The sequence below is a fragment of the Natronomonas gomsonensis genome (assembly GCF_024300825.1).
GTDB lineage: Archaea > Halobacteriota > Halobacteria > Halobacteriales > Haloarculaceae > Natronomonas > Natronomonas gomsonensis.
This window is the reverse complement of the sequence record NZ_CP101323.1, coordinates 3,492,871-3,513,286: the sequence shown is the minus strand read 5'-3', so window position 1 is coordinate 3,513,286 and position 20,416 is coordinate 3,492,871. Positions and strand designations below refer to the sequence as shown.

Below are 20,416 nucleotides of genomic sequence, written 5' to 3'. Positions count from 1 at the left end.
CGGCCAGAGCGAGAGTCCACGCAATGAGACACGTCCCTGTCAGGCGTTCCGGTCGATCCACTCACAGAATGCGTCGAAGTCGTGTGCCCCCGCACTCTCGGCGATGTCGCGAAGTGTCCCGGTACGGAGTTCGTCGTGCAGTGGGACCGTCACTTGCCGGCGGTCGTCTTCGTTTGACGGGTGTTCGTAGTACAGTTGCGCGTGGTCACCGGTCGTCCGTCGCCACTCGAAGCCTCCTGTATTCACGAGTACTTTCACAATTTCCATTCCGGAGAACGTCCGCCGCCCCATCGATCAGTCGAGTACGTCCGGAGGATCTTGGTCGCCCGTGGCGTTCTCTGCCGGATCGAGGCCCGCCGCCCGAAGTTCATCGTCGCTCGGCGCCCGACCGCGCTCGCCGTTGTACAACCCAACAGCGTCGTCGAGGTTCTCCAAGGCTGCCTCCCGGGAGTCACCTTGGGTGGTGACGCCCGTCTCAACGTCCTTGGCGATCCACCAGTCGTCCTCCTGCCAGAGTCGGATCTCTCCGTCGTGGAACTCCCCGTCTTGGGTCGAACTGGCCATTTCGGATGTTATTGGGTGACGGGCCGTATAAGCGTTCGGCGAACGTTCCTCGCGATGAATCATGAGCACCGATGGATGAATGGCAACGTGACCGATTTACAGAGGTAGCGAGGCGAAAGCCCACGGCTTTAGCTGAATTGAGGCGCTAAGCCCCCTTCCTCAGCGAGCACCGACCGAACGGGAGACGCGAGCAGGGAGGGGATACAGCGCCGCACAGTTCTCATACACGATTCGGTGGCAGGCCCACAGACCCACGCAATCACAACGTTTTTTCAGTGGGGTAGTATAATATTGACCGAACCCAATGGAGTACGACCTCGACTCGGGAGCGCACTCGACGTTTTCCCTACACTACCACCTGATACTCACCACGAAGTATCGGCGCGGAGTGCTAACCGAGGAGCGAACCCAATTCATTCACGAGGTCATCAGCGGGTTCACGGACAACTACGGTGTCGAACTGACGAACCTCGACGGAGAGGACGACCACGCTCACATTCTGTTCCGAGCGAAACCCACCACAGACCTCGTGAAGTTCATCAACACGGTCAAGGGCGCGACCGCCCGCCGTATCCGAAACGAGTACGAGGATGAACTGAAGACCGAACTGTGGGGTGACTCGTTCTGGAACGATTCGTACTGCCTCATCTCGACGGGGCAGGTGTCTCTGGATGTGCTAAAACAGTACGTCGAAGACCAGCGGGAGAGCTGATGTACTACGCCTACAAGTACCGACTCAAGCCGTCCGACGCCCACCGCGAGGAGTTGGACCGCCACCGGAACATTTGTAGGCAACTGTACAACCACACGCTCTACCGCCTCAACGAGTACCAAGACGAACACGGTGAATTGCCGTCCATGACCGCCTTGCGGTCGGAGCTACCTGACCTCAAGGTGTGGTGGGATGGCCTGTCCGACGTGTACTCGAAAGTTCTCCAAACCGTCGTGGAACGGCTGTTCGACAACCTCAACGGACTTTCCAAGCTCAAGGAGAACGGCTACGGTGTCGGCCAGCTCAAATGGAAGCCGCCACGGGAGTTCCGCAGTTTCACGTACAGTCAGTCTGGCTTCAAGCTCGACAAGAAGGGCGGTCAGACTGTCCTATCACTCTCGAAACTCGCGGACATACCGATTCGGCTTCACCGCGCCATCCCCGACGACGCCACACTCAAGCAGGTCACGATCAAGAAGGAACCGACGGGCGAGTGGTTCGCCACCTTCGGCGTCCAAATGGACCGCGAACCGCCTGAAACGCCTGAGAACCCCGAGAAGTGCGTCGGTATCGACGTTGGGATTCTCACGTACGCCCACGACACCGACGGCACGGCGGTCGGGTCGCTCAACCTCTCAGACGAGCGTGAACGCTTGGAGCGCGAGCAACGGGAACTCTCGCGCAAGCAACACGGGTCGAACAACTACGAGAAGCAACGACGGCGCGTTGCGGAGTGTCACGCCGACCTCCGTCGGAAGCGCCGCGACTTCTTGCACAAGCTCTCGGCGTACTACGCTCGGGAGTACGACCTCGTGGCGGTCGAAGACCTGAACGTGAAGGGGATGATGGAAAGTCCGTCGAACAGTCGCAACACGGCGTCTGCCGCGTGGCGAACGTTTCTCTCGTTGCTCGAATACAAGTGCGAGCGGGAGGGAACGCACTTCGTCGCGGTCAACCCGAGAGGGACAACCAAAGAGTGCGCGTCGTGCGGCGTTTCGACCGACAAGCCGTTGTGGGTCCGTGAACACTCCTGTCCAGCTTGCGGGTTCGAGGCGGACAGAGACGCGAACGCGGCATACAATATCCTTTCTCGCGGTCTACAAGATGTAGGAGTGGGACACTCCGAAAAAACGCCTGTGGAGACTGCGCTCCCTACGGACACCGATTCGGTGTCTGCAAAGCGCGTCATGGAAGCAGGAAGCCCTACCCTCAAGGAACGAGCCGCGTTAGCGGCGAGTGAGTAGGGTAGGGTAGTTCACTGCCATGACCCACCCGGGCACTCCTCGAACTGCCTTGGTCAACAGCCACCCAGTGGAGACATCAGCGCGCCACCTGCACCCTCCAAAATACTACAGCGCCGAATCTCCCGGAAGAATACGTGAAACGGGGATTCTGTACAGACGCCAGGCGGGACCCACGAGTGAACGAATAGCGGGCAAAAGATCGAAGTCTCAATCAAGCGATAGAGCGCGTCTCAACGCAGGTTTGCAGAACGGTTACGGATGGTATCAGTAAAACGATAACAAGAACGATATCCATGAAACCGACAGCAAGCGCAACGGTGTAGCTAACTACATGGCGGTATAGATTCCATAATTATCAAAACGAAGTTGTATCTCCCATCAACCGAACGTAGCCCAGACGCCCGATATCGAGCATATGAGTTCGTTTCCGCCTCGATTCGAGTACACAAGCCTGCTCGCACCAACACCGCGTCGATACCCAGCGAACCACCAGCAAGCGGCCGCCTGTACCGTTCCAGGACACCTCGAATTAGAGCAACCCAACCCCCGGGACCTCACTCCCGAACCCCGAACATCACAGCACAGTCCGACATACTCACGTTCACCACTATGCGACACATTCCATCTCCATACGCACCTTCACCATCCATAATGCTAATTTTGGCCCCGAACTACAGCCTGTAACCACCTGTATTATTGCGGTTAAGCGACTCTCTGTAGAGACAACCAGCTGAAATTGTCCGAAATATCGTCGATATCGGGCTTTGTCATGGGGGAGTGGTGAATAGGTTAAGTCTCAACCGGTAGAATCAGCATCAAAAGGCTGCTAACCGCTGGTTTGTTCGCTGTAGTAGCGGTTCGTGTGATGGAATTTCCGATTTCGCACACCTGAATTTCTACGAGTATGATTTCTACACAGGGCGAATCAGCCACTGACCGGAATGTATCGAGTGGAGCATCCAGATTGTGGAAGATTATACCCTAGATAATCATACTTTTGAGTATGCAATTTCAGAGTACCATTTTCCTAGCGGGACGACACCCAATTTGCCAACTACTCGAAGCGTCCACTTGACCCTGAGACCGTTTCCGACGGGAATGCGCTTGGCCGCAAACGGAAGCCTAGTAAAGAAATCAAAAATTCGGAAATCTAGATTTCCGAAATCAAAAGTTCTACACTGATGGACGTGGTACGGTAGCCATGGAGCGATTCGTCGATCGGGAAACCGAACTCGAGCAACTCACCGGCTGCTATGAGTCCGAGACGGCAGACTTCGTCGTGCTGTACGGCCGGCGGCGTCTCGGGAAGAGCGAACTCGTCCGCCAGTCGATTACCGATCGGGACGACGCGATCTACTACCAAGCCGTCGAATCGACCGCCGAGAACCAGCTCGAACAGTTCGTCGACGCCGCCACCACACAGTTCCCCTCGCTGGAAACCGTCCGTCGCGACTGGGAGATACTGCTCGAAGCCCTCGGTGGACAAGACGCGATCGTGATCATCGACGAGTTCCCCTTTCTCATCGAGGAGGATGAGTCACTGCCCTCGCGAATCCAGCGCGTCTGGGACACGGCGTTACAGGAGACCGGGATGACACTGGTCCTCGTTGGCTCGTCGATTAGCGTCATGGAAGACAAGGTCCTCTCCGGGAGCGCACCGCTGTATGGCCGCCGAACAGCAACGATCGACCTCAAACCGCTCTCCGTTGCCAATGCACGTCAGTTCTTCCCGGCGTACGACCCCGAGACCGCAATCACCGCATGGTCAATCTACGGTGGGACGCCGTATTATCTCCAAACGATCGATCCCGACGAGCCATTGGAATCGAACGTCCAAGAGACGATTCTCTCAGAACAGGGGCTGTTGTACTCCGAACCGGAGTTCCTGCTCCGAATCGAACTCCGACAACCGAATACGTATTTCAGTATTCTCCGCGCCCTCGCCCACGGACGACGGACACCCAACGAAATCGCGGGCATGGCTGGCGTCGAGTCCGGGTCGCTCAGCACGTACCTCCAGACGCTTCGTCGGCTGCGTCTCGTCGAACGCCACATCCCCGTGACGGCATCGCCAACGGCCTCAAAACGCGGTCGGTATCGAATCGCAGCACCGCTGTTCCGATTCTGGTTCCGGTTCGTCTACGGGAAACAAGACCAACTCGGGCTACTCGGAGCCGACGCCTACGAGGAACTCGTTGCGCCCGATCTTCCGGATTACGTCAGTCCGCTGTTCGAGCGCCTCTGCCAAGAGGCGCTCCCAGGGCTCATCGACCGGCGATTTCGGAACGTCGGCCAATGGTGGTTCAAAGAACACGAACTCGACGTTCTCGGTCTCACCAGTGAAGGACTCGTCGCCGGCGAGTGTAAGTTCACCAGTCAGCCGGTGAGTGAAGGCGTCCTCGCCGATCTTGAACGAACAGCATCGGAAGTACAGTGGTCGGAGGCCCCAGCAGATGGGAACCCGCTCTACGTACTGTTCAGCCGCTCCGGATTTACCGACGACCTCCAACAGGTCGCTGACACGCGCGGGGATGTGCGGCTCTTCAATCTAGCAGATTTAGCGAACGGCTCAAGTGCCTTTTTGCTCCCGTGATGGATCCATTGCTCCCTCGTCCCTTCGGGCGCATACTCAGAGTTCTCTCGAACATGCCGTTCGAGTTCTTGGTAACAGACGTTCGTTGTCGTCAGATTCAGCGTCTCCGTGAGACGAGACCAGAGATTGGTGTTTGCGACAGCGATCAGTGCATCAGTATCGACGATAATTGGATAGCGTACTTCATTGTCCGCCATCGCTACTCTTGGAATACCCCAGTCGTATCAAGTTCTGAAGCTTCCTCAAAGGCATTCCGCTCGCGCTCGATCTCCTCTAAGCCATCATCGAGAAGAATCTCTGCAACATCTTCAGAGATATCTCCCTGCTTGTACCGCTGGTGAAGAGTGATTTTCTCTTCGTCCGAAAGGGCTTCTCGAAGTTTCTCTCGGAGCCCCTGTCGGGCAAGCTCACTAATGTTTATTCCCCCGAGACGCATCTGGTCGACGACCTGCGTTGCTTCCTTCTCAGCTTCCCCCCGGAACTGGATTTTGTCGTTGTTGGTCGCCATCTTATCTACTCGTTTGTTCCCTACAGCAATAGATGTTGTGACGTGCCATCCCTGTCATCACAGATCTACCTCTGGACTACAGCTTGAGAAAAGAGATTGTTGTTTCAATGATCGGACCGCGAACTACACTCGCCAAAACAGTGCCTATGATTACCACACCCTGACTAACTTTAATACAGTTGCCACGATAATCCGTAACTGACGTCCGAAACAAACCTCGTAAACGGAAAATTCCGCAACATGGTCGATACTCGCTTCAAACCGCGGCGTGCTCGTTCTCGCTTAGTCGCGGGTCGCGTGTTCAGCGAGTACCTACAAGACCAGCGTGCGGAGGAACCGGACGAAAATCGTCGGGCCTGCGTCGCCATCGAATACGAGAGTGCGACGCACTCCGGCGACCTCCGGACACTCTCACCCGCATAACCCGGCTCCCACGCGGACTACCCGTCAGGGGCTGGGGAACACGGGAGTGCCGCCTGCTTTCGCCTAGGACTCGCTTAGCTCACAGCGTCACGCGAGTACGGCGACTGAAGCTCGTGGCAGTTTGGTCTGCGTTCGTTCCTGACAGTGGGACGAACGAGCGATTCCGTACGCGCTGAGCGTACGAGGAGTCGCTAGCACACATCACCCGCAGCGAGAGCTGCGGCTACGTCGAGCCCCGGAGTCTCCGCTGGCGAGGGACGCCGGACTTTGAATCCGGAGGTCGCCGGTTCGATTCCGGCCGGGGCGACATGCCGACGTGGTGTAATCCGGCGAGCATACGGTCCTGTCACGGCCGTGATCCGGGTTCGAATCCCGGCGTCGGCGTGGACGCGTGGCGTGGCCACGTGGGGATACCCATCGAGGTAGGCAGCTCGTTGGTGCGATCAGTTGGATCGTTCCGACGATGCTGGGCCCAGCAGGGTCTGCAACCTATATGAGCCGGTGTGGTATTCCCGGGAGATCCCGAAGCACGCCCCCGCGTAGAGACGCGCAATAACGACCGAGAGGTCGCGGTTGCGCAGTTGGAAAGTCGTACAGATAGATAATCAACTGCCGAACGCTCGGCAGTCCCGTGAGCCGATGGTCCAGCGGACGACGATCTGTGCATCGGGCGCACAGGACCGAGGTTCGAACCCTTGTCGGCTCAGTGTGCCGTGTCTGGGGAATGGAGACCCCACTGGCCTGCTATGCCAGCCCCGACGACGGGTTCCCGGTTCGACTCCGGGACACGGCGTGATGCCAAAGAATGTCTGCCCTGACTGCGAGGAGGAAGCGTTCCGCCACGTCCCGCTCGGCGAAACAACGTCCATCGACACGATTGGAAGTGTGAGAATCTGCGTCACCGGCGACGGCGCGTACTTCCACGGAACGAGGTGACCGCCATCCATCCACTGGCCGATGACCCGTTCCAGACGAGGCCACCCCGCTCCAGTGGAGTAGCGGCCAAACTCACGGCCCTCTCACGGCCGAGCCCCCGGTTCGAATCCGGGCTGGAGCATTCTCCAACAGTCCGAGACCTCTCACTTCCAACCGACGAGACTGAGGGACGGACAGCTGTGGAGAACTGAGAGATACCCATGAGTGAGTTCCGAATTGTGTGCTGCGGGATAGGGTAATGGCAGTCCACGGGGCTCATATCCCCGAGGTCCAGGTTCGACTCCTGGTCCCGCAATGGAGGACAAATATGGGACTATTCGATACAGTCGAACTCTACGACGACGTCCACCTACCGGAGTACCCCGAAGGGATTACGCCGGCCGAGGACGTCGACTGGCAGACGAAAGGCATCGAACGGCCAAGCATGACCACATTTCGGATTACGACGGACGGTCGGCTCCTCGAAGAGGAGTGGCACACCGAAGCGGTCCCGCCGGAAGACCGGCCATACGCGAGCCGTGACGACGTCGACGAGGACGATTTCCGCTACATGGCCGGCAGTCTGAACCGAGTCCACGACGACTGGATCGAACGAGACGACTACCACGGCCGCTTCAAGCTCACACACTCCTTCAAGGACCTCGATACACTCGTCACGTATCAAGTAACGTTCACGCACGGGCAACTCGAGGGCTTCGAGCGCTTGCAATAATCCGTGCGTGTCCGCCGCACCTCAGCGCTTGATTTCGTCCCTACTGCGCTCCCGGAGTCTCCGTTGGCGAGAGACACCAGTTTTTCACACTGGAGGCCAGGGGTTCGATTCCCCTCGGGAGCACTCGGGGGCTGGCTCTGACAGCGTTTTCCCGTGTCTGACATAGCGGGCAGCCACGGATCCGTGACGCTGTCATGGTCGGCTTTCCCCAAGCGTGTGGTCGTCGAGGTGGTGCGTTTCTTCGCCCGCAAAGCACACCAACGGGAGTCATAGCCCGTCGCACCACCGGTTGCCCGACCGCACGTGGCGACCGTCGAGTCGGAGCGTTGCTTCGCCAGGAACTCGCAGGTTCAAATCCTGTCGGTGGCGCAGTCCATCGAGAACATCCCGGACAAAGAGCGTACGAGAGGACGCTCGACACCGGTCCCGCTCCGACAGTTTTCCGGTCGCCGTGTCGCCAGTGGCCGTCGATCTGGAGCGCTACGTCGATGGCACTCTACGGGTTCGACTCCCGTCGTTCGCTCCAGAAATTGTCCGGCCACTCGTGTTCCCGTAGCTCAGTCAGGACAGAGCACCGTCAGAGTGAACTCTGACGAGCCCTCGTTCGGGTCTTCGACCCTCACGAGGACACCGGCCTTCGAAGCCGGGTGTCGCACGTTCGAATCGTGCCGGGAACGTCCAGCCGAGCGATGCGAGGCTGGTTCGGGAAGTTTCTCTCCCGATACTCGCTGCTCACAGAGCGTGTGGGCAGCTGCGATCGGAGTCGCCTGTTGCGGCTCCGGGTGATAGGATGGAATTCAACACGCCAAAGCAAACGGTCGCGGAGGCAACGCGGACCACCAACTACGAAGGTGGAGAAGCGTTCGAGCCTGTCGACCCTCGACTCGCACTGTACAAGCGCACAATCAACCAACTGCTGGAGGGCTCGTTCTACGAGTCCGATGACGAGCAGCTGGCTGCTGTCGTTCGCCAGTTCGATGCCGCCGCAAACGACAACCCGGAGTTCGTCCTGAAGCTCGCGGCCTATGCGCGCCAGGAGCTCTACTTGCGAGACATCCCGCAAGTACTGCTCGTGTTGGCAGCCAACGACGATCGGTTCAAGGACGACTCCCCCGAGTCGCTCATCCGCGAATGCGCGCCGGCGATCATCCAGCGGATGGACGAGACAGCCACCGCGCTCGCGGTCCACGATCAGCTGTTCGGCGGGACTGCGCCGTGGCCGCTTCGACGTGGGATCGAGGACGCGCTGGTGGAGATGGCCGACGCCTACACGCTGGGCAAGTACGAGCTGTCGCGGCGCGAGGTGACGCTACACGACGTCTTCAACCGTGTCCACCCCACGCCTGTCGACGCCGAGCAGGAAGCGCTCTTCGAGCGGTTCATGCGTGGCGGCCTCGACGACTATCCCGACGTCGACCCGTTGCCGGCGCCGAATACGTGGGAGACGGTCATTTCCGAGCGCGGCAACACCCAAGACGCCTGGGAACTGCTCATCGAGGACGACGAGTACACGCTGCCCATCTTCGCGTCGATCCGGAACCTCCGGAACATGCTCGAAGCCGGCGTTCCGGAGGACACCGTCGTGAATCACCTCGACTTAGAGGCCGTCCGGCACGCGCCGCTGTACCCGTTCCGGTACTACCAGGCCTACACCGCGCTGCAAGACACGGATGTCCAGGCACCGGCGGTCGAGCAGTGGCTCGAAGACGCAATCGACGTCGCTGTCGAGACGGTGCCTGACGGACTCGGAGACACGTTCATCGCCGTGGACCTCTCAGGGTCGATGGACATAGCGCTATCCACGAACAGCACGCTCAGGCTGAAGGAAATCGGTGCGTTGTTCGGTGCGATTCTGGCTGACCAAGGTGCCGAAGTCGGCGGGTTCGGTGACGACTTCCAGACCGTTCCGATGCACGTCGACACGCCAGTACTGCAGCGTCAAGGTGCGTTACTGGCCATCGACGAGGACGTCGGGAACTCGACGAACGGCTGGAGGGCGTTCGAGTATCTCCGCGACCGAGGAGAACCCGTTGAGCGAGTCGTCGTCTTCACCGACATGCAGATCTGGGACAGCACGCCATCCACGGCGCGCGATACCCACACGGTCAAAGACGCGTTCGATACGTATCGTGACGAAGTGTCTGCGGACACCGCGCTGTATCTCGTCGATCTTGCGTCCTACGGCGATCTCGTGACGCCGGAAGGCTACGAGAACGTCTACAACGTCTCCGGGTGGTCGGAGAACGTTCTCCCGTTCATCGAACACGCCGAGAATCCGAAGCAGGTCATCGATGAAATCGAAGCCTTTGAGCCTGCATAGCGCGGTCTTCTCATCTTTCTTCGTCACGCGCGAGTAGTGTAGTTCGGTATCACGCGGTCGTGCCACGACCGAGACGGGCGTTCGAATCGCCCCTCGCGCACTCGGAGCGCAGCTCGTGGACCAAACAGCCCGAGCGACGCTCTTCAACAGAGGTGACACTATGGCAATCACCAGTGACAACGACACCGAATCGACTACGGCTGCTGTCGTCACGATCCGGATCCCATGTGGCGCAGACAGCGATATCGTCACCGACGCCGAAGAGCGCCTCTCGCGGGGCGAAGATATCGATGGGGTCTCGATTGACGAGCTGCACAGTCTCGACCCGAAGCTTTCGGCCACGGTCGTCACCGTCGGTATCACGCTTCGGTGGACCGCGGCGATGACCGATGCAGAAGTGAGATGCTGGCTTGCCGAGGTTCCCGGTCTTGAATCGATTGAGCGGATCAAATGAAACGTCATGAACACGCCACTCCCGACGATTTATCCGGATGTCTCTCTGTATGAACAGCATGGAACACGCGGTTGACCGTGGGGAAAAGAAGGAACTCCGAAAGGAACATCCCAGCGGGTGGCTCTACCTCACTCAACACGACGCCACCCCGATTCTCGTCGACGCATTGCTCGATCTCCCGCCGAACCGCGAGTTCAACAAAAGCGAATTTGCCGAGCACGCCGGCGTCACGCGGCAAACAGTCGGTAACTACACTGACCTTCTGCTTGAGGTCGAGCTCATCGAAGAAGTCCCGAATACGTCCCCGAGCCGGTACCGTGTCGCAGACAGCGACGTCGTTCGCGAACTCTTCGAGTTGAACAGCGCGCTCAACAACACCGGCAGCGAGTGACTACCTGACCGACGAGGCACGAGCGGTGTTCGACGACAACGAGATGGTTGCGCCCGAGCTCTTGGGAGAGCTGTTTGAGCGCATCAACCACAGCGAGCAGTTCTGTGAACTCGCCGGGCAGCCGCGGTCGGCCGTGGACGTGATGACAACGTCAAAACCACGGCAATGACGCTCAAAAAAGCCGCACTTAGCTCGACTCGTCGTCGGAGTCGTTCTCTTCGAGAATGTCTTTTGCAACTGTCTTCACGTGTTGGTGGTGAGAGGCCGATGTGTCGACGCTTTGGGCGGCCTCGAGTTGGTCATTGACGACCGCATTCTGCTGTGGCCCCCACGTCTCCGGTGGCTCAGACGTGATGTATTCGACCCATCGCTTGATGCCCGCAATCCGCTGTTTGCGGTTGCGTTCGTGTTTCGTGGCGAGGTGGTCAGGCGCGTTTGAGTCGCTCATATTCGGTCTCGACAGCAAGTCGCGTGACCCAGTCTTCGAGGCGGGACACACTAAGCGTTTCCTCGAAAAGCGTGTACAGGTGGACCGCATCCTCAACGTCTTTCTGGGCGCCCAGATGGAGTTTATACGCAATCTGGAGTTCCAGTGGCCCAATCGGAATCACTTCGCCGCCGATTCGGGCCGTAATCGCGTTTTTCAAAGACGCACGGTCGAACTCATCGCGCACGAACTTGACTTCGAGATGTGGTGTAATTTGGTCTTCTGGAGCGACCCAGATGTTATCACCGCCATCAAGCATCTCATACATCGATTCCAGCGGCATTGCTGGGCCCCAATAGCCCGCCTCTTCCAGTGTCGTGGCAAGTTTGTCGGCAGTCTCGGCGTCGATTCGTTCGATGAGAACATCAACGTCTTCGGTAGATCGTGCCCGACCAGCGAGGATCGAGACGTACCCTGCGATGTAGACGTGTTCAATCTCGAATTGGTCGAGAATCTCGGAGAACCCAATCGCCAACTCGTCGAGCTGGTTCGGTGCACGCTCAACGATGAGGGTCCCGTCCCGAAGTTCGATACCGCCCATAAACTTGGGTCAGCAGGTAGCAGTATAAATCGTCGGGCGGGAGTATCAGACGCCTTCTAGGGAGTTCAATTGACGTAGAAGTCGGTCAGCCACCGTTGTCTGTTTTCGGGTGATGACACCTTCCACACCGTAAACAGTGGGATTCTATCAACGGTAGACGGCGTCAAGCCGTTCGTGGTGGTGGTCCAGAGGGAGGTCAGCGTTCTCGATTCGCTCACATGCTTGCTGATAGAGCGTTTTGGCCATCTCGTCGTCGCCATACTCGCGTTCGATGTGGACGTGGAGACGGAGCACTCGGAGTTCATCAGGGAGGAGGTCCATCTCGCGAAGCGACGAAATCGCTTCATCCCGTTGGGCTCTCGCTGTGATAGTCTCCCCTTCAGCGATATCGATAGCTGCGAGTGTACCTTGAGACAGCGCCTCCTGCCGAGGATTCTTGACATCCACATCGATATCGAGGCTCTCCTCGAAGTGGCTCCGGGCGTCGGCGAGACGACCCTCCAGTAGCAGCGTCGTTCCGAGGTCTCTCAGCACCTCGGCTTGGTTCTGCTCGTCGTCGAGCGCTCGGTAACTGTTGAGACTCTGTCTCAGGTGGCTCTTTGCATCCGCGTACGCCTGTTGGCTTCGAGCCACGTTTCCAAGCGTTCTGAGCACACTGGCTTCTCCCTGCTTGTATCCGATTTCGCGGGCGATGTCCAGACTCTGGTTGAGATATTCAGTGGCTGCCTCGTCATTGCCCAGTCGGTGAGCCACTTCCCCGAGGAGAGTGAGGCTGACCCCCTCAACGGGTGCGTGGTCGACATCTCTCGCGATTGCAAGACTCTCTTGGAGATGCGTTCTCGCTTGGTGGTACTCGCCGAGGAGAAGCCCGAGCGTTCCGAGCTGGACTCGAATAGAGACCGTATCGGCCGGAGTACCAATATCTTGGAAAATATCGAGACTCGCTTGATAGTAGCGCTTGGCCCGCGTGAATTGACCACGGTCGCCGGCAATCTCACCGAGACGCTCAAGGAGCGCCCCTTCGGCCTCCCGATCACCGACGTCACGAAAGGTTTCGAGACTCTGCTGAAAGTGCTCGGTAGCGGTCTCCAGCTGTCCACGAGCCAGTGCAACCTCGGCGAGACTGCCAAGACTTTTCGCTACCTCTTGGCTGTCGTCGAGATCGCGATAGATGTCGAGTCGCTGTTCGTGGTAGGACATCGCTTCTGCAAGATCTCCACGTTCTTGCGCAAGATTCCCGAGATTTGCGAGCACCATCGCCTCGTCTCCACGCTTGTTGATGTCTCGGAAGATGTCGAGACTCTCGTGATAGAACTCATTTGCCGCCTCAAAATTCCCGCGCGACCGTGCGAGAATCCCGAGGCTGTTGAGGCTGCCCGCCTCACCGCGGCGGTCACCGGCTTCACGACACAGAGAGAGACTCTTCCGGTAATACGATGCTGCCTGCTCAAGATTCTCATGTTGCTTGGCGATATCGCCGAGATTGTTGAGACTCGAGGCTTGTCCGCGTGGGTCGTCAACCGCTTCGAACAAGTCGAGGCTCCGTTCGAAATACTGTTCGGCTTGCTGGTTGTCTCCAGCCTGCTTGCGCACTGTTCCAAGCCCTTCGAAGCTTTTCGCTTCACCCAAGCGGTCACCGATGTCACGACAGATGGCGAGGCTTTGCTGATAGTACTCTCGTGCCGATTCAAGTTCCGCAAGCGACTTGGCGACGCTGCCGAGCGCACTGATGAGGCGGGCCTGCATTTGACGCGACCCTGTTTCACGATAGATGTCGAGGCTGCGGCTGTGGTAGTCTCGGGCTCGCTCGTACTCACGCAACTCCTGTGCGAGGACGCCCAAATTGTTGAGGCTCTGCGCTTCACCGATAGAAAACCCAATCTCCTGAAACCGTTCGAGACTTTGGTGATAATACCGTTCGGCTGTCTGATATTCTCCACGCACGAGGGCGATGTTCCCGAGGCTGTCTAAGGCATCGGCTTCACCGATGGCGTACCCAGCTCGACGGCATATCTCGAGTCGCTCCTCCTGAATCTCGTTTGCCTGCCCGGTGTCGCCCCGTCGATGGGCGATGGCGCCGAGCCCGGCAAGCGCAGTGACCTTGTCTCCCGGGGTGAGAATGTCCGACCGTTCGAGGGCCGTCTCATACTCCGATTTTGCGCGATCGACCGAGCCGTTCTGGAGGTGGGTCCATGCCCGACTGAGGCGGGCCTGTTGGTGACTGCTGTCCGGACAACACGCCGGCAACGCATAGCGAGCCGTCGCCGATGTTCCAACGAGTGGACCCAAAATCGGCCATTCACGGCTGAGGTCCATCACCGACCTGACGTAGTCGTCGGCCGTCTCGGTCGAGTGGGTTTCAATCTCCGCCACCACCGATGACTGCGGAAACTCTCGCGCTGTCGACTCGTAGTGGTCGGTGTCGTCGAAGAGCCGAAACAGGGCATCCAAACACCGACCGGTCCGTGGCTCAGAACGCCTCCGGCGCCGACTATCAGCCTGTTGGTCAGCATGGTCTTGGGCCAGCACACGCAGATACAGCGTCGACCACAGGGGATGGGTTGTGTGGGCCTGCTCACCCGTCTCGACAGGATAGAGAAACCAGCCCGTCAGTGCCTCGCGAATCGCGGCAATCTCATCGTGCGTGTCGATATCGTGGCCGTACTCGTACCCGAGTGCGTGGACCAACTCGGGAGAGATGCCGATGCCGCTGGCGTTCAACAGATTCACCATCACGGCTACGTCAGCCAAGAGGTCAGGATCGAACTGCGAGAGGTCCCGGAGGGCCTGCTCAGCAGTTGGCCGTTGGATTGTCTCATACCGCGATCTGACGTGTCCCTCCAAGCCGGTTTCGGCTCGTCCGTCGCCGTCCACCGAGTCGTCCCCCAGTGGCAGGTGAAATGCCAGCAGCATGAACGCGCCGAACCCGTCGATGTCTTCGCTACGGACCGTCTCGTACAATTCTGTGGCTGACTGCGACACTGTTCGCCCGGTCGCATCCTCGAACGCGTCGACGACCCGTTGGACGTCGGGTTTCGAAACGGTCGGCAGGCGATATGGCGCCACATCGTCGATGATTGCTCGCGTTCGACGTGCCATGGACTCGTCGTAGGCGCGTGCGCCCATCTCCTCGTCCAGTTCCGAGCCGCGAGCGTCCAGCAGAAAGCTCACGTCCGGGTCGTCGTCGTATTCTTCCACCACCCGCAGCACGGCTCTTGCATCCGAACGCACCACATCTTCGACCCCAACGAGGACGTGGCCCTGTGCTTGCTCGATCGCCTGTCGGAGAGAGTCGCGACTTTCGAACGGACTCCCGGCCCGGTCGGTGTCTCGATAAAATACTGGTCCAGTCTCGTCATCCCGGTACCACTCGACTGCGACCTGTTTGCAGAGCGTACTTTTGCCGCTGCCAGCCCGGCCAATAACCAGTCGGTCAGTCCCCGATTTAAGCGACTCCAGCAGCTCTTGACTGGCGACATCTGCGTCGAGACCTGTCCGCTGTGCCGGAATGTCTGCGGCGACATCAGCGAGACTGAACGTCGTCCGCCAAGACAACTCGGGGGTGACCGGTGTCCGCTGGAAGTATGTGGGTGACAGCTGGCGGAATCCTTCGTTGCGAGCGGCCTGTGTCAGCAACTGCTCGCCGATTTCGGTGAGCGTCGTCAGTCGTTGCTGGGCGCCCGCAAGCTGCTCGGAGAGATGCAATCCGAGTTCCTGCTGGAACACGTCAGCGAGGTCAGTCCCGGCGATGCGGTGCTGGAAGTCCACCAGCGCCTCACAGTAGGCCTCGGCGACGGCGTCGGTCAGTTCCTCGCGCAACTGCGGGGTCTGTGCGAGTTCGAAGCCCTTCGCCGTCGCGATTGCTTCGGCGATTTCCTGCACTGCATCCGTCTCGGTATCGGATCGGAGCAAGAAGTCGAGTTGGTCACGCTCGCTCGGGGTGTGGACTTCGTGGCTGGCGTCTTCTGAGAGCTCCGCAAGTTCGGTGATAACTGTCTCCCAATTGTTGGCGACATTAGCCAGTTCGTTCGTCTCCGTTCGTGCATCGACGTCGGCAATCGACTGCCGCAGTGCTTTGCTGAACTCGGTTGCGACATGTTCGAGGTCCTCTTGATGAGCCCGTCGCCGAAGCACGTTCTGGGCCTTCCGTGACGCCACCCCTGACCCCGCTGTAATGCCGGTCGCAGCGAGATTGACGAAAAGCGAGACAGCCTGCTCTTCGACCATATGCAGAAACAACTCCTCTCCCAGAAATACCTGTCCACGTCGGTGACCCACGGCTCAAGACGTGGGCTTCCACCCAAGCCAACCAACTGTGAGCGACCAACATGATGGGGATCCACCGGTACCTAGGGCAGACCCGTTTCCGTCCGCACAGCGGACCGCTGGACGTGGGGGCCACAGCGTGTCGACGAACACGGCTGGAGCTGATTGTATTGGCATGCGGTCGTCTTCGACCAGTATCTCAGTCGAGAGTAGCGTGGCTTCTGTACAGTCTTACTAGGTAGGAATTGATCGGTGGAGACCATTTACGTCGGTTGTACGGAGGTGTACACTCATTCGAGCATCCGCAGTGTGCGTACGGTGAACGCCTGCGGTACTAGTACGGCCAAGACAAACAGGCTGCAATCAGCCATCGGGGAGAGAGACCGTCTAAGCGGAGACAGTAGAAGAAGTCGATCAAGCATATCCCCCAATTATCGTACATCCCAGAATTGGAAATCGGCGGATACACCCCCATACTTCCGGGGGTGTACGCGGGTTTCAGATAATCAAAAATGAGTGCATCAGCCAGCGTCCAACGAGTGGACACCTTGTCGAAACGCGTGTCATCGCAGCTATCGAATGCTGGCCGTTGACGCCTCATGCGACAAGAAACAGAGGCCAGCAAAAGCGACTCAACAGTACCATCCACGTACCTCAAAGCTGACTCAGCGAGCACTGCCCGCCTACAGCATCGCACGTGCTTCACGTTGCGGGCGTTCGAATGAGTGTACACGGCCGAAATCAGCCCATACGCCGTGCGTACACGACCGTCCGCCGATATAAACGAGTGTGCAGATGGCCTCGGCCGCACTCGCCACTGTTCCGCAGCCAGGCTCGGAGTCGGCCAGAATCCACAATTTTCGTTCTACAAGGCGGAAATTCCGCCTTCAGGACGGGAGGGGATCCGACAACGCCTCCACGAACCATGCAGAGATACCCGGCCTGAATGCAGACACATAGCGAGCGGAAGCCAACCCCTTCAGGGAGGGATGTCAAAGGCGCTCCAAATGTTGGATACTCACATGCCGTTTGTCAGGTACGACGACCGGCTGATCAGCATCGATGCGGAATCGTAGCTCAAACTTATTATTCGCTACACCCACGGGAGTCTCATGACGGACGCGATCATCGACTACGAAGTAGAAGACGGGATCGGAACGCTCACGCTCTCGCGACCGCCCGTGAACGCGATGCGCTATGAGGACCTCGGCGCGCTCGATGACTTCCTCTCTGAGCTCCCACGTGGTGAGGAACTCGCTATCGTCTTCGAGACGGCTGGCGAGAAGACGTTCATGGCCGGCCACGACGTCAACGAGTTCTTAGACTACGACCTCGAAGAGGAACCCGCACACACCGAGACGTACCTCTCGTTGCTCGATACGGTCTATGAATTCCCCCTGCCAATCATCGCCGCCGTCGACGGTCCTGCCGTGGGCGCGGGGTGCATCCTCCCCTCGCTTTGTGACATCCGCGTCGCGAGTCCGGACGCCCATTTCGCCGTCACGGAAATAAACGTCGGCGTCATCGGCGGTCTCGGCCCCATGAAGCGTGTCTTCCCCGACGGGATCGCCCGGCGGATGGCCTACACCGGCGATTCAGTCTCGGCCGAACGAGCCTACGAGGTAGGGATGGTCGAAGAACTGGCCGACGACCCGACTGCTGCAGCCCAGGCTATCGCCGCCGACATCGCCGCGAAGAGCCCCGACGCCGTCCGCGCGGCCAAAGAGTCGGCCATCGAGGGACAACCCGAATGGCCAGTCGAGGAGTACGCCCAAGAACGCGAGTACAACGCCGAACTCCGGGCCGGCGAGAACGCAGAGGAGGCCGCAGCGGCTTTTCTAGAGGATCGCGACCCCGAGTTCGAGTACTAAAGCGACCTAGGTCGCCCACGCTGGCCGGAGGTCATCGTCCCGAACATCCTCACGGACGGTGAGCCGAATCTGGATTCGGTCCCCGCCCTCAGCGAACCACTTGCCTGCGCGAATCGCAGTGCGTTTCGATGTCAGCGACACGTTCACGTGAACGATATGCCCGGTTGCCTTGTTCACGTACAGTTCGCCACTCGTATTCGAGATGTACCAGTCGGGGTCGTCATCGACAGTTCCCGGTGTCTGAACCCAACCGGAGGTGGGTACGTATCTCTCGACACGATTACCTCTGAACGTTGTCGACCCATCGTGCTCGAACGGCACTCGGTCGATGAATCCAAGCGGAGGCATCAACTCAGGGACGACCTCAAAGGGGCTTTGTGGTCGCTTTCGGTAGTGGACGTACGTTTGCGACGTGTCGTTGACGGAGAGCGACTCCGTCTCCGGGTCCAAGTCGTCACGAATGGAATCGACTCTGGAGTCGAAGGCGTCCGATTCGGGATGGTGATACCGATTGTACTCTTGAGTTGCGTTTTGAGAGTACCGCTGATACTGCCCCATAGATACCTCGCCGTCCTCGATCGTGGAGTTGAGCCACCCGAGACGCTCCTCCGCGTCGGAATCGTACATAACTCTGGCCGACCAGTTCGTCGTATCGGACGGCTCCTCGATAGCTTGGGTCGTTACCGCCGCAGTCATCGTGAATTCTGGTGGCGCTGTCGAGAGGTTTGGATCCGGCGTGGTTGCATTCAGGTCGCTTTCAGTCGGTGACGGCGTAGCAACGAACAGAAACCACAGGCCCGCAACCACCACAACCGTCACCACGAGAACGGCGAGGCCGGCTTTCAGGAGCCGATTCCGCTTCATCGTGGCGTGGGTGTATTCCCTCACTATTCATTTTTTGCCGATTTTCAGGCACTAGCTCCGCAATGGATTACCTCCAAGCACTCAGCCTCCAGCCGAAGCCGTCGATTGGCCACCGAATGTCGTCGCTAGCCAACTCCCGACGAACCCGCCAAGTCGCCCGGACAGTCCACACAGCGCGAGCAGGAACGAACAGACCATGATTGCGATAACAATCGCTGGCGTGGCTGCCCACGAGGCAGCTACGTCGCGAAGGTAAATGACAGTCTTCCCCAACAGTAATAGCCCTGTATGAGAGATCCTACCTTGGGTGCAACACCGTTGCTGAACACGCAGATATCCCGGAGTCGTTGCACCCTTCGTAGGCATCGTTCGCGCCATCGAACTGCTAACGAATCAGTGGGTTTTCACACTCCCGCTTTCGGCCGCCGCATCTCTCATGCGGACTCCGGGATTTCGACGCAGGTCGGCATACTTGTGTCTGAATAATTACTTATTGTCACCTATTCCACTGAAATCACCACCTCCAACTTATTGGAGCCGAATCGGCCGACATGGTCCCCACACGACGACGCCTCCTCCAAGTCGGCGGGGCAGCGATCCTGCCCGCGCTGGCCGGCTGTACGGCCGGCGATCTGTTCGGGTCGAACGAACCGACGACTGAATACACCCTCAGTATCGATTCAATCGAGGTTGACCCAATCGAACACGCTCTCTACGAGCCCGACGATGGAGCAGTATTCGGAGCGCCAGCCCGGACTGCACTTGCCGCGATTCTTCCGGACGGGCGCCATACGACGTACGGCTACCGACCGCTCCCGGAGGATGCCTACGTCGAGCACGACGATGCGTACTACCAGACGAAATACATCGTCACCGGGCGGTCGAAACAATCCCGCCAAATCGTTCGCGTGGACTCGGTCTCCAAAGAAGACGTTCCCGAGGACGCCGTTTTAACCGACACGCTTGCACAGCCGAGTGCCCGCGTGCTCAAAATCCTCCACACCCACACCCAGAGTGATGGCGAGGCGAGTACCGCCGAAGTACTCCGTGGGGACGGCTACGTATTGCGGCGGCCAGCAGAACGCGAGAGTCGACTTGCAACCGGCGATCTCGACGGACGAGTCGTCACGATGACCGACAGCGGAAATTGGGCGTATCGCGTCGATGTCACCGAAGAAGAACTCCGCGAACCAGCACACACGGCACTCGCCATCAAGGTCGCTGCCTCCCGCTCGCAGTTTCGGTCGGTCGTGTTCGGTTCCCGAGTCGATGCCGAACTCACGCCAGCAGCGCTTTCGAGCGACGCCCAAGAGCTGCTTGCACAGGCGATTGCACGTGGTACGTATACGGAATCGGCGCCGATTTCGGAGTCATTGGACGCCCTCCTTGGCGCTCTCGGGCTCAAAGCAGTCGACAGCGCAGCGACCGGGAAACAACTCTGGTACGACGAGCAGTTCTATCGATACGGGCTCTACATCGACGACGATTAGTGAGTCGATTTTCGCTGAGACGTAGCGTCGCTTGATTACG

General features: G+C 58.9%; 19 protein-coding genes, 7 tRNA genes and 1 pseudogene. 19 read left to right on the top strand and 8 right to left on the bottom strand.

Annotation, left to right across the window (positions count from 1 at the left end):
* Positions 1-39: 39 nt before the first annotated feature.
* Together NMP98_RS18695 and NMP98_RS18690 are read right to left on the bottom strand one after the other, a co-directional pair.
* On the bottom strand, positions 40-291 hold the full coding sequence (locus NMP98_RS18695) for a type II toxin-antitoxin system HicA family toxin (protein ID WP_254859353.1): 252 nt from the start codon (positions 289-291) through the stop codon (positions 40-42).
* Positions 292-294: 3 nt separating this feature from the next.
* Positions 295-564: a type II toxin-antitoxin system HicB family antitoxin gene (locus NMP98_RS18690; protein ID WP_254859352.1), complete on the bottom strand. Its 270-nt coding sequence runs from the start codon at positions 562-564 to the stop codon at positions 295-297.
* Positions 565-868: 304 nt separating this feature from the next.
* Between NMP98_RS18690 and tnpA the strand changes: the two genes are divergently transcribed.
* The 3 genes from tnpA (at position 869) to NMP98_RS18675 (ending at position 5,113) form a co-directional block, all read left to right on the top strand.
* Positions 869-1,276, top strand: coding sequence for an IS200/IS605-like element ISHmu6 family transposase (tnpA, locus tag NMP98_RS18685; protein WP_254859351.1), 408 nt, complete (start codon positions 869-871; stop codon positions 1,274-1,276).
* The gene (locus NMP98_RS18680; protein ID WP_254859350.1) at positions 1,276-2,520 is read left to right on the top strand and encodes an RNA-guided endonuclease InsQ/TnpB family protein; all 1,245 of its coding nucleotides are present in this window, start codon (positions 1,276-1,278) and stop codon (positions 2,518-2,520) included. The genes tnpA and NMP98_RS18680 overlap by 1 nt, the downstream gene beginning before the upstream one ends.
* A 1,201-nt stretch (positions 2,521-3,721) precedes the next feature.
* The gene (locus tag NMP98_RS18675) at positions 3,722-5,113 is read left to right on the top strand and encodes an ATP-binding protein (RefSeq protein WP_254859349.1); all 1,392 of its coding nucleotides are present in this window, start codon (positions 3,722-3,724) and stop codon (positions 5,111-5,113) included.
* Between the two features lie 17 nt (positions 5,114-5,130).
* Here NMP98_RS18675 and NMP98_RS19690 read toward each other — a convergent pair.
* Together NMP98_RS19690 and NMP98_RS18670 are read right to left on the bottom strand one after the other, a co-directional pair.
* Positions 5,131-5,310, bottom strand: a pseudogene (locus tag NMP98_RS19690) (hypothetical protein); the annotation flags it as partial.
* Positions 5,311-5,312: 2 nt separating this feature from the next.
* Entirely contained in the window at positions 5,313-5,621 is a 309-nt protein-coding gene (locus NMP98_RS18670; protein ID WP_178917848.1) for a DUF8065 family protein, read from the bottom strand.
* 297 nt (positions 5,622-5,918) lie between these two features.
* On the opposite strand from NMP98_RS18670, the gene NMP98_RS19490 reads away from it, so the two are divergent.
* The 14 genes from NMP98_RS19490 (at position 5,919) to NMP98_RS18605 (ending at position 11,026) form a co-directional block, all read left to right on the top strand.
* On the top strand, positions 5,919-6,044 hold the full coding sequence (locus NMP98_RS19490) for a hypothetical protein (protein ID WP_303049592.1): 126 nt from the start codon (positions 5,919-5,921) through the stop codon (positions 6,042-6,044).
* Positions 6,045-6,275: 231 nt separating this feature from the next.
* A tRNA-Gln gene (locus NMP98_RS18665) sits at positions 6,276-6,351 on the top strand.
* 3 nt (positions 6,352-6,354) lie between these two features.
* Positions 6,355-6,428: transfer RNA gene (locus NMP98_RS18660), tRNA-Asp, on the top strand.
* A gap of 411 nt (positions 6,429-6,839) precedes the next feature.
* On the top strand, positions 6,840-6,980 hold the full coding sequence (locus NMP98_RS18655; protein ID WP_254859348.1) for a hypothetical protein: 141 nt from the start codon (positions 6,840-6,842) through the stop codon (positions 6,978-6,980).
* Positions 6,981-7,028: 48 nt separating this feature from the next.
* Positions 7,029-7,101 (top strand) — tRNA-Glu (locus NMP98_RS18650).
* A gap of 103 nt (positions 7,102-7,204) precedes the next feature.
* Positions 7,205-7,275, top strand: a tRNA-Met gene (locus tag NMP98_RS18645).
* Between the two features lie 12 nt (positions 7,276-7,287).
* On the top strand, positions 7,288-7,692 hold the full coding sequence (locus tag NMP98_RS18640; RefSeq protein ID WP_254859347.1) for a hypothetical protein: 405 nt from the start codon (positions 7,288-7,290) through the stop codon (positions 7,690-7,692).
* 47 nt (positions 7,693-7,739) lie between these two features.
* A tRNA-Glu gene (locus tag NMP98_RS18635) sits at positions 7,740-7,815 on the top strand.
* 423 nt (positions 7,816-8,238) lie between these two features.
* A tRNA-Arg gene (locus NMP98_RS18630) sits at positions 8,239-8,369 on the top strand.
* Positions 8,370-8,482: 113 nt separating this feature from the next.
* Positions 8,483-10,012 carry a TROVE domain-containing protein gene (locus NMP98_RS18625; RefSeq protein ID WP_254859346.1) on the top strand — a complete coding sequence of 510 codons (1,530 nt, stop codon included), beginning with the start codon at positions 8,483-8,485 and terminating at the stop codon, positions 10,010-10,012.
* Between the two features lie 27 nt (positions 10,013-10,039).
* Positions 10,040-10,112: transfer RNA gene (locus tag NMP98_RS18620), tRNA-Gly, on the top strand.
* A 15-nt stretch (positions 10,113-10,127) separates the two neighbouring features.
* Complete coding sequence (locus tag NMP98_RS18615) at positions 10,128-10,466, top strand: hypothetical protein (RefSeq protein ID WP_254859345.1); 339 nt, start codon at positions 10,128-10,130, stop codon at positions 10,464-10,466.
* Positions 10,467-10,515: 49 nt separating this feature from the next.
* Positions 10,516-10,857: a hypothetical protein gene (locus tag NMP98_RS18610; RefSeq protein WP_254859344.1), complete on the top strand. Its 342-nt coding sequence runs from the start codon at positions 10,516-10,518 to the stop codon at positions 10,855-10,857.
* Between the two features lie 25 nt (positions 10,858-10,882).
* Positions 10,883-11,026 (top strand): hypothetical protein, encoded by a 144-nt coding sequence (locus NMP98_RS18605; protein ID WP_254859343.1) that lies wholly within the window; start codon positions 10,883-10,885, stop codon positions 11,024-11,026.
* An 18-nt stretch (positions 11,027-11,044) separates the two neighbouring features.
* Here NMP98_RS18605 and NMP98_RS18600 read toward each other — a convergent pair whose 3' ends face one another.
* From NMP98_RS18600 to NMP98_RS18590, 3 genes are all read right to left on the bottom strand, one after another.
* The gene (locus tag NMP98_RS18600) at positions 11,045-11,305 is read right to left on the bottom strand and encodes a DUF8150 family protein (RefSeq protein WP_254859342.1); all 261 of its coding nucleotides are present in this window, start codon (positions 11,303-11,305) and stop codon (positions 11,045-11,047) included.
* Positions 11,283-11,885, bottom strand: a complete 603-nt coding sequence (locus tag NMP98_RS18595) for a hypothetical protein (RefSeq protein WP_254859341.1) — start codon at positions 11,883-11,885, stop codon at positions 11,283-11,285. Before NMP98_RS18595 ends, NMP98_RS18600 begins: the two co-directional genes overlap by 23 nt.
* A 147-nt stretch (positions 11,886-12,032) precedes the next feature.
* Entirely contained in the window at positions 12,033-16,112 is a 4,080-nt protein-coding gene (locus NMP98_RS18590) for a tetratricopeptide repeat protein (RefSeq protein WP_254859340.1), read from the bottom strand.
* 1,151 nt (positions 16,113-17,263) lie between these two features.
* Between NMP98_RS18590 and NMP98_RS18585 the strand changes: the two genes are divergently transcribed.
* Positions 17,264-18,022 (top strand): enoyl-CoA hydratase/isomerase family protein, encoded by a 759-nt coding sequence (locus tag NMP98_RS18585; protein ID WP_254859339.1) that lies wholly within the window; start codon positions 17,264-17,266, stop codon positions 18,020-18,022.
* A gap of 6 nt (positions 18,023-18,028) precedes the next feature.
* Here the strand turns inward: NMP98_RS18585 and NMP98_RS18580 are convergent, their stop codons facing one another.
* Positions 18,029-18,886, bottom strand: a complete 858-nt coding sequence (locus NMP98_RS18580; protein ID WP_254859338.1) for a hypothetical protein — start codon at positions 18,884-18,886, stop codon at positions 18,029-18,031.
* A 551-nt stretch (positions 18,887-19,437) separates the two neighbouring features.
* Here NMP98_RS18580 and NMP98_RS18575 point away from each other — a divergent pair.
* Positions 19,438-20,376, top strand: a complete 939-nt coding sequence (locus NMP98_RS18575) for a hypothetical protein (protein ID WP_254859337.1) — start codon at positions 19,438-19,440, stop codon at positions 20,374-20,376.
* Positions 20,377-20,416: the final 40 nt, after the last annotated feature.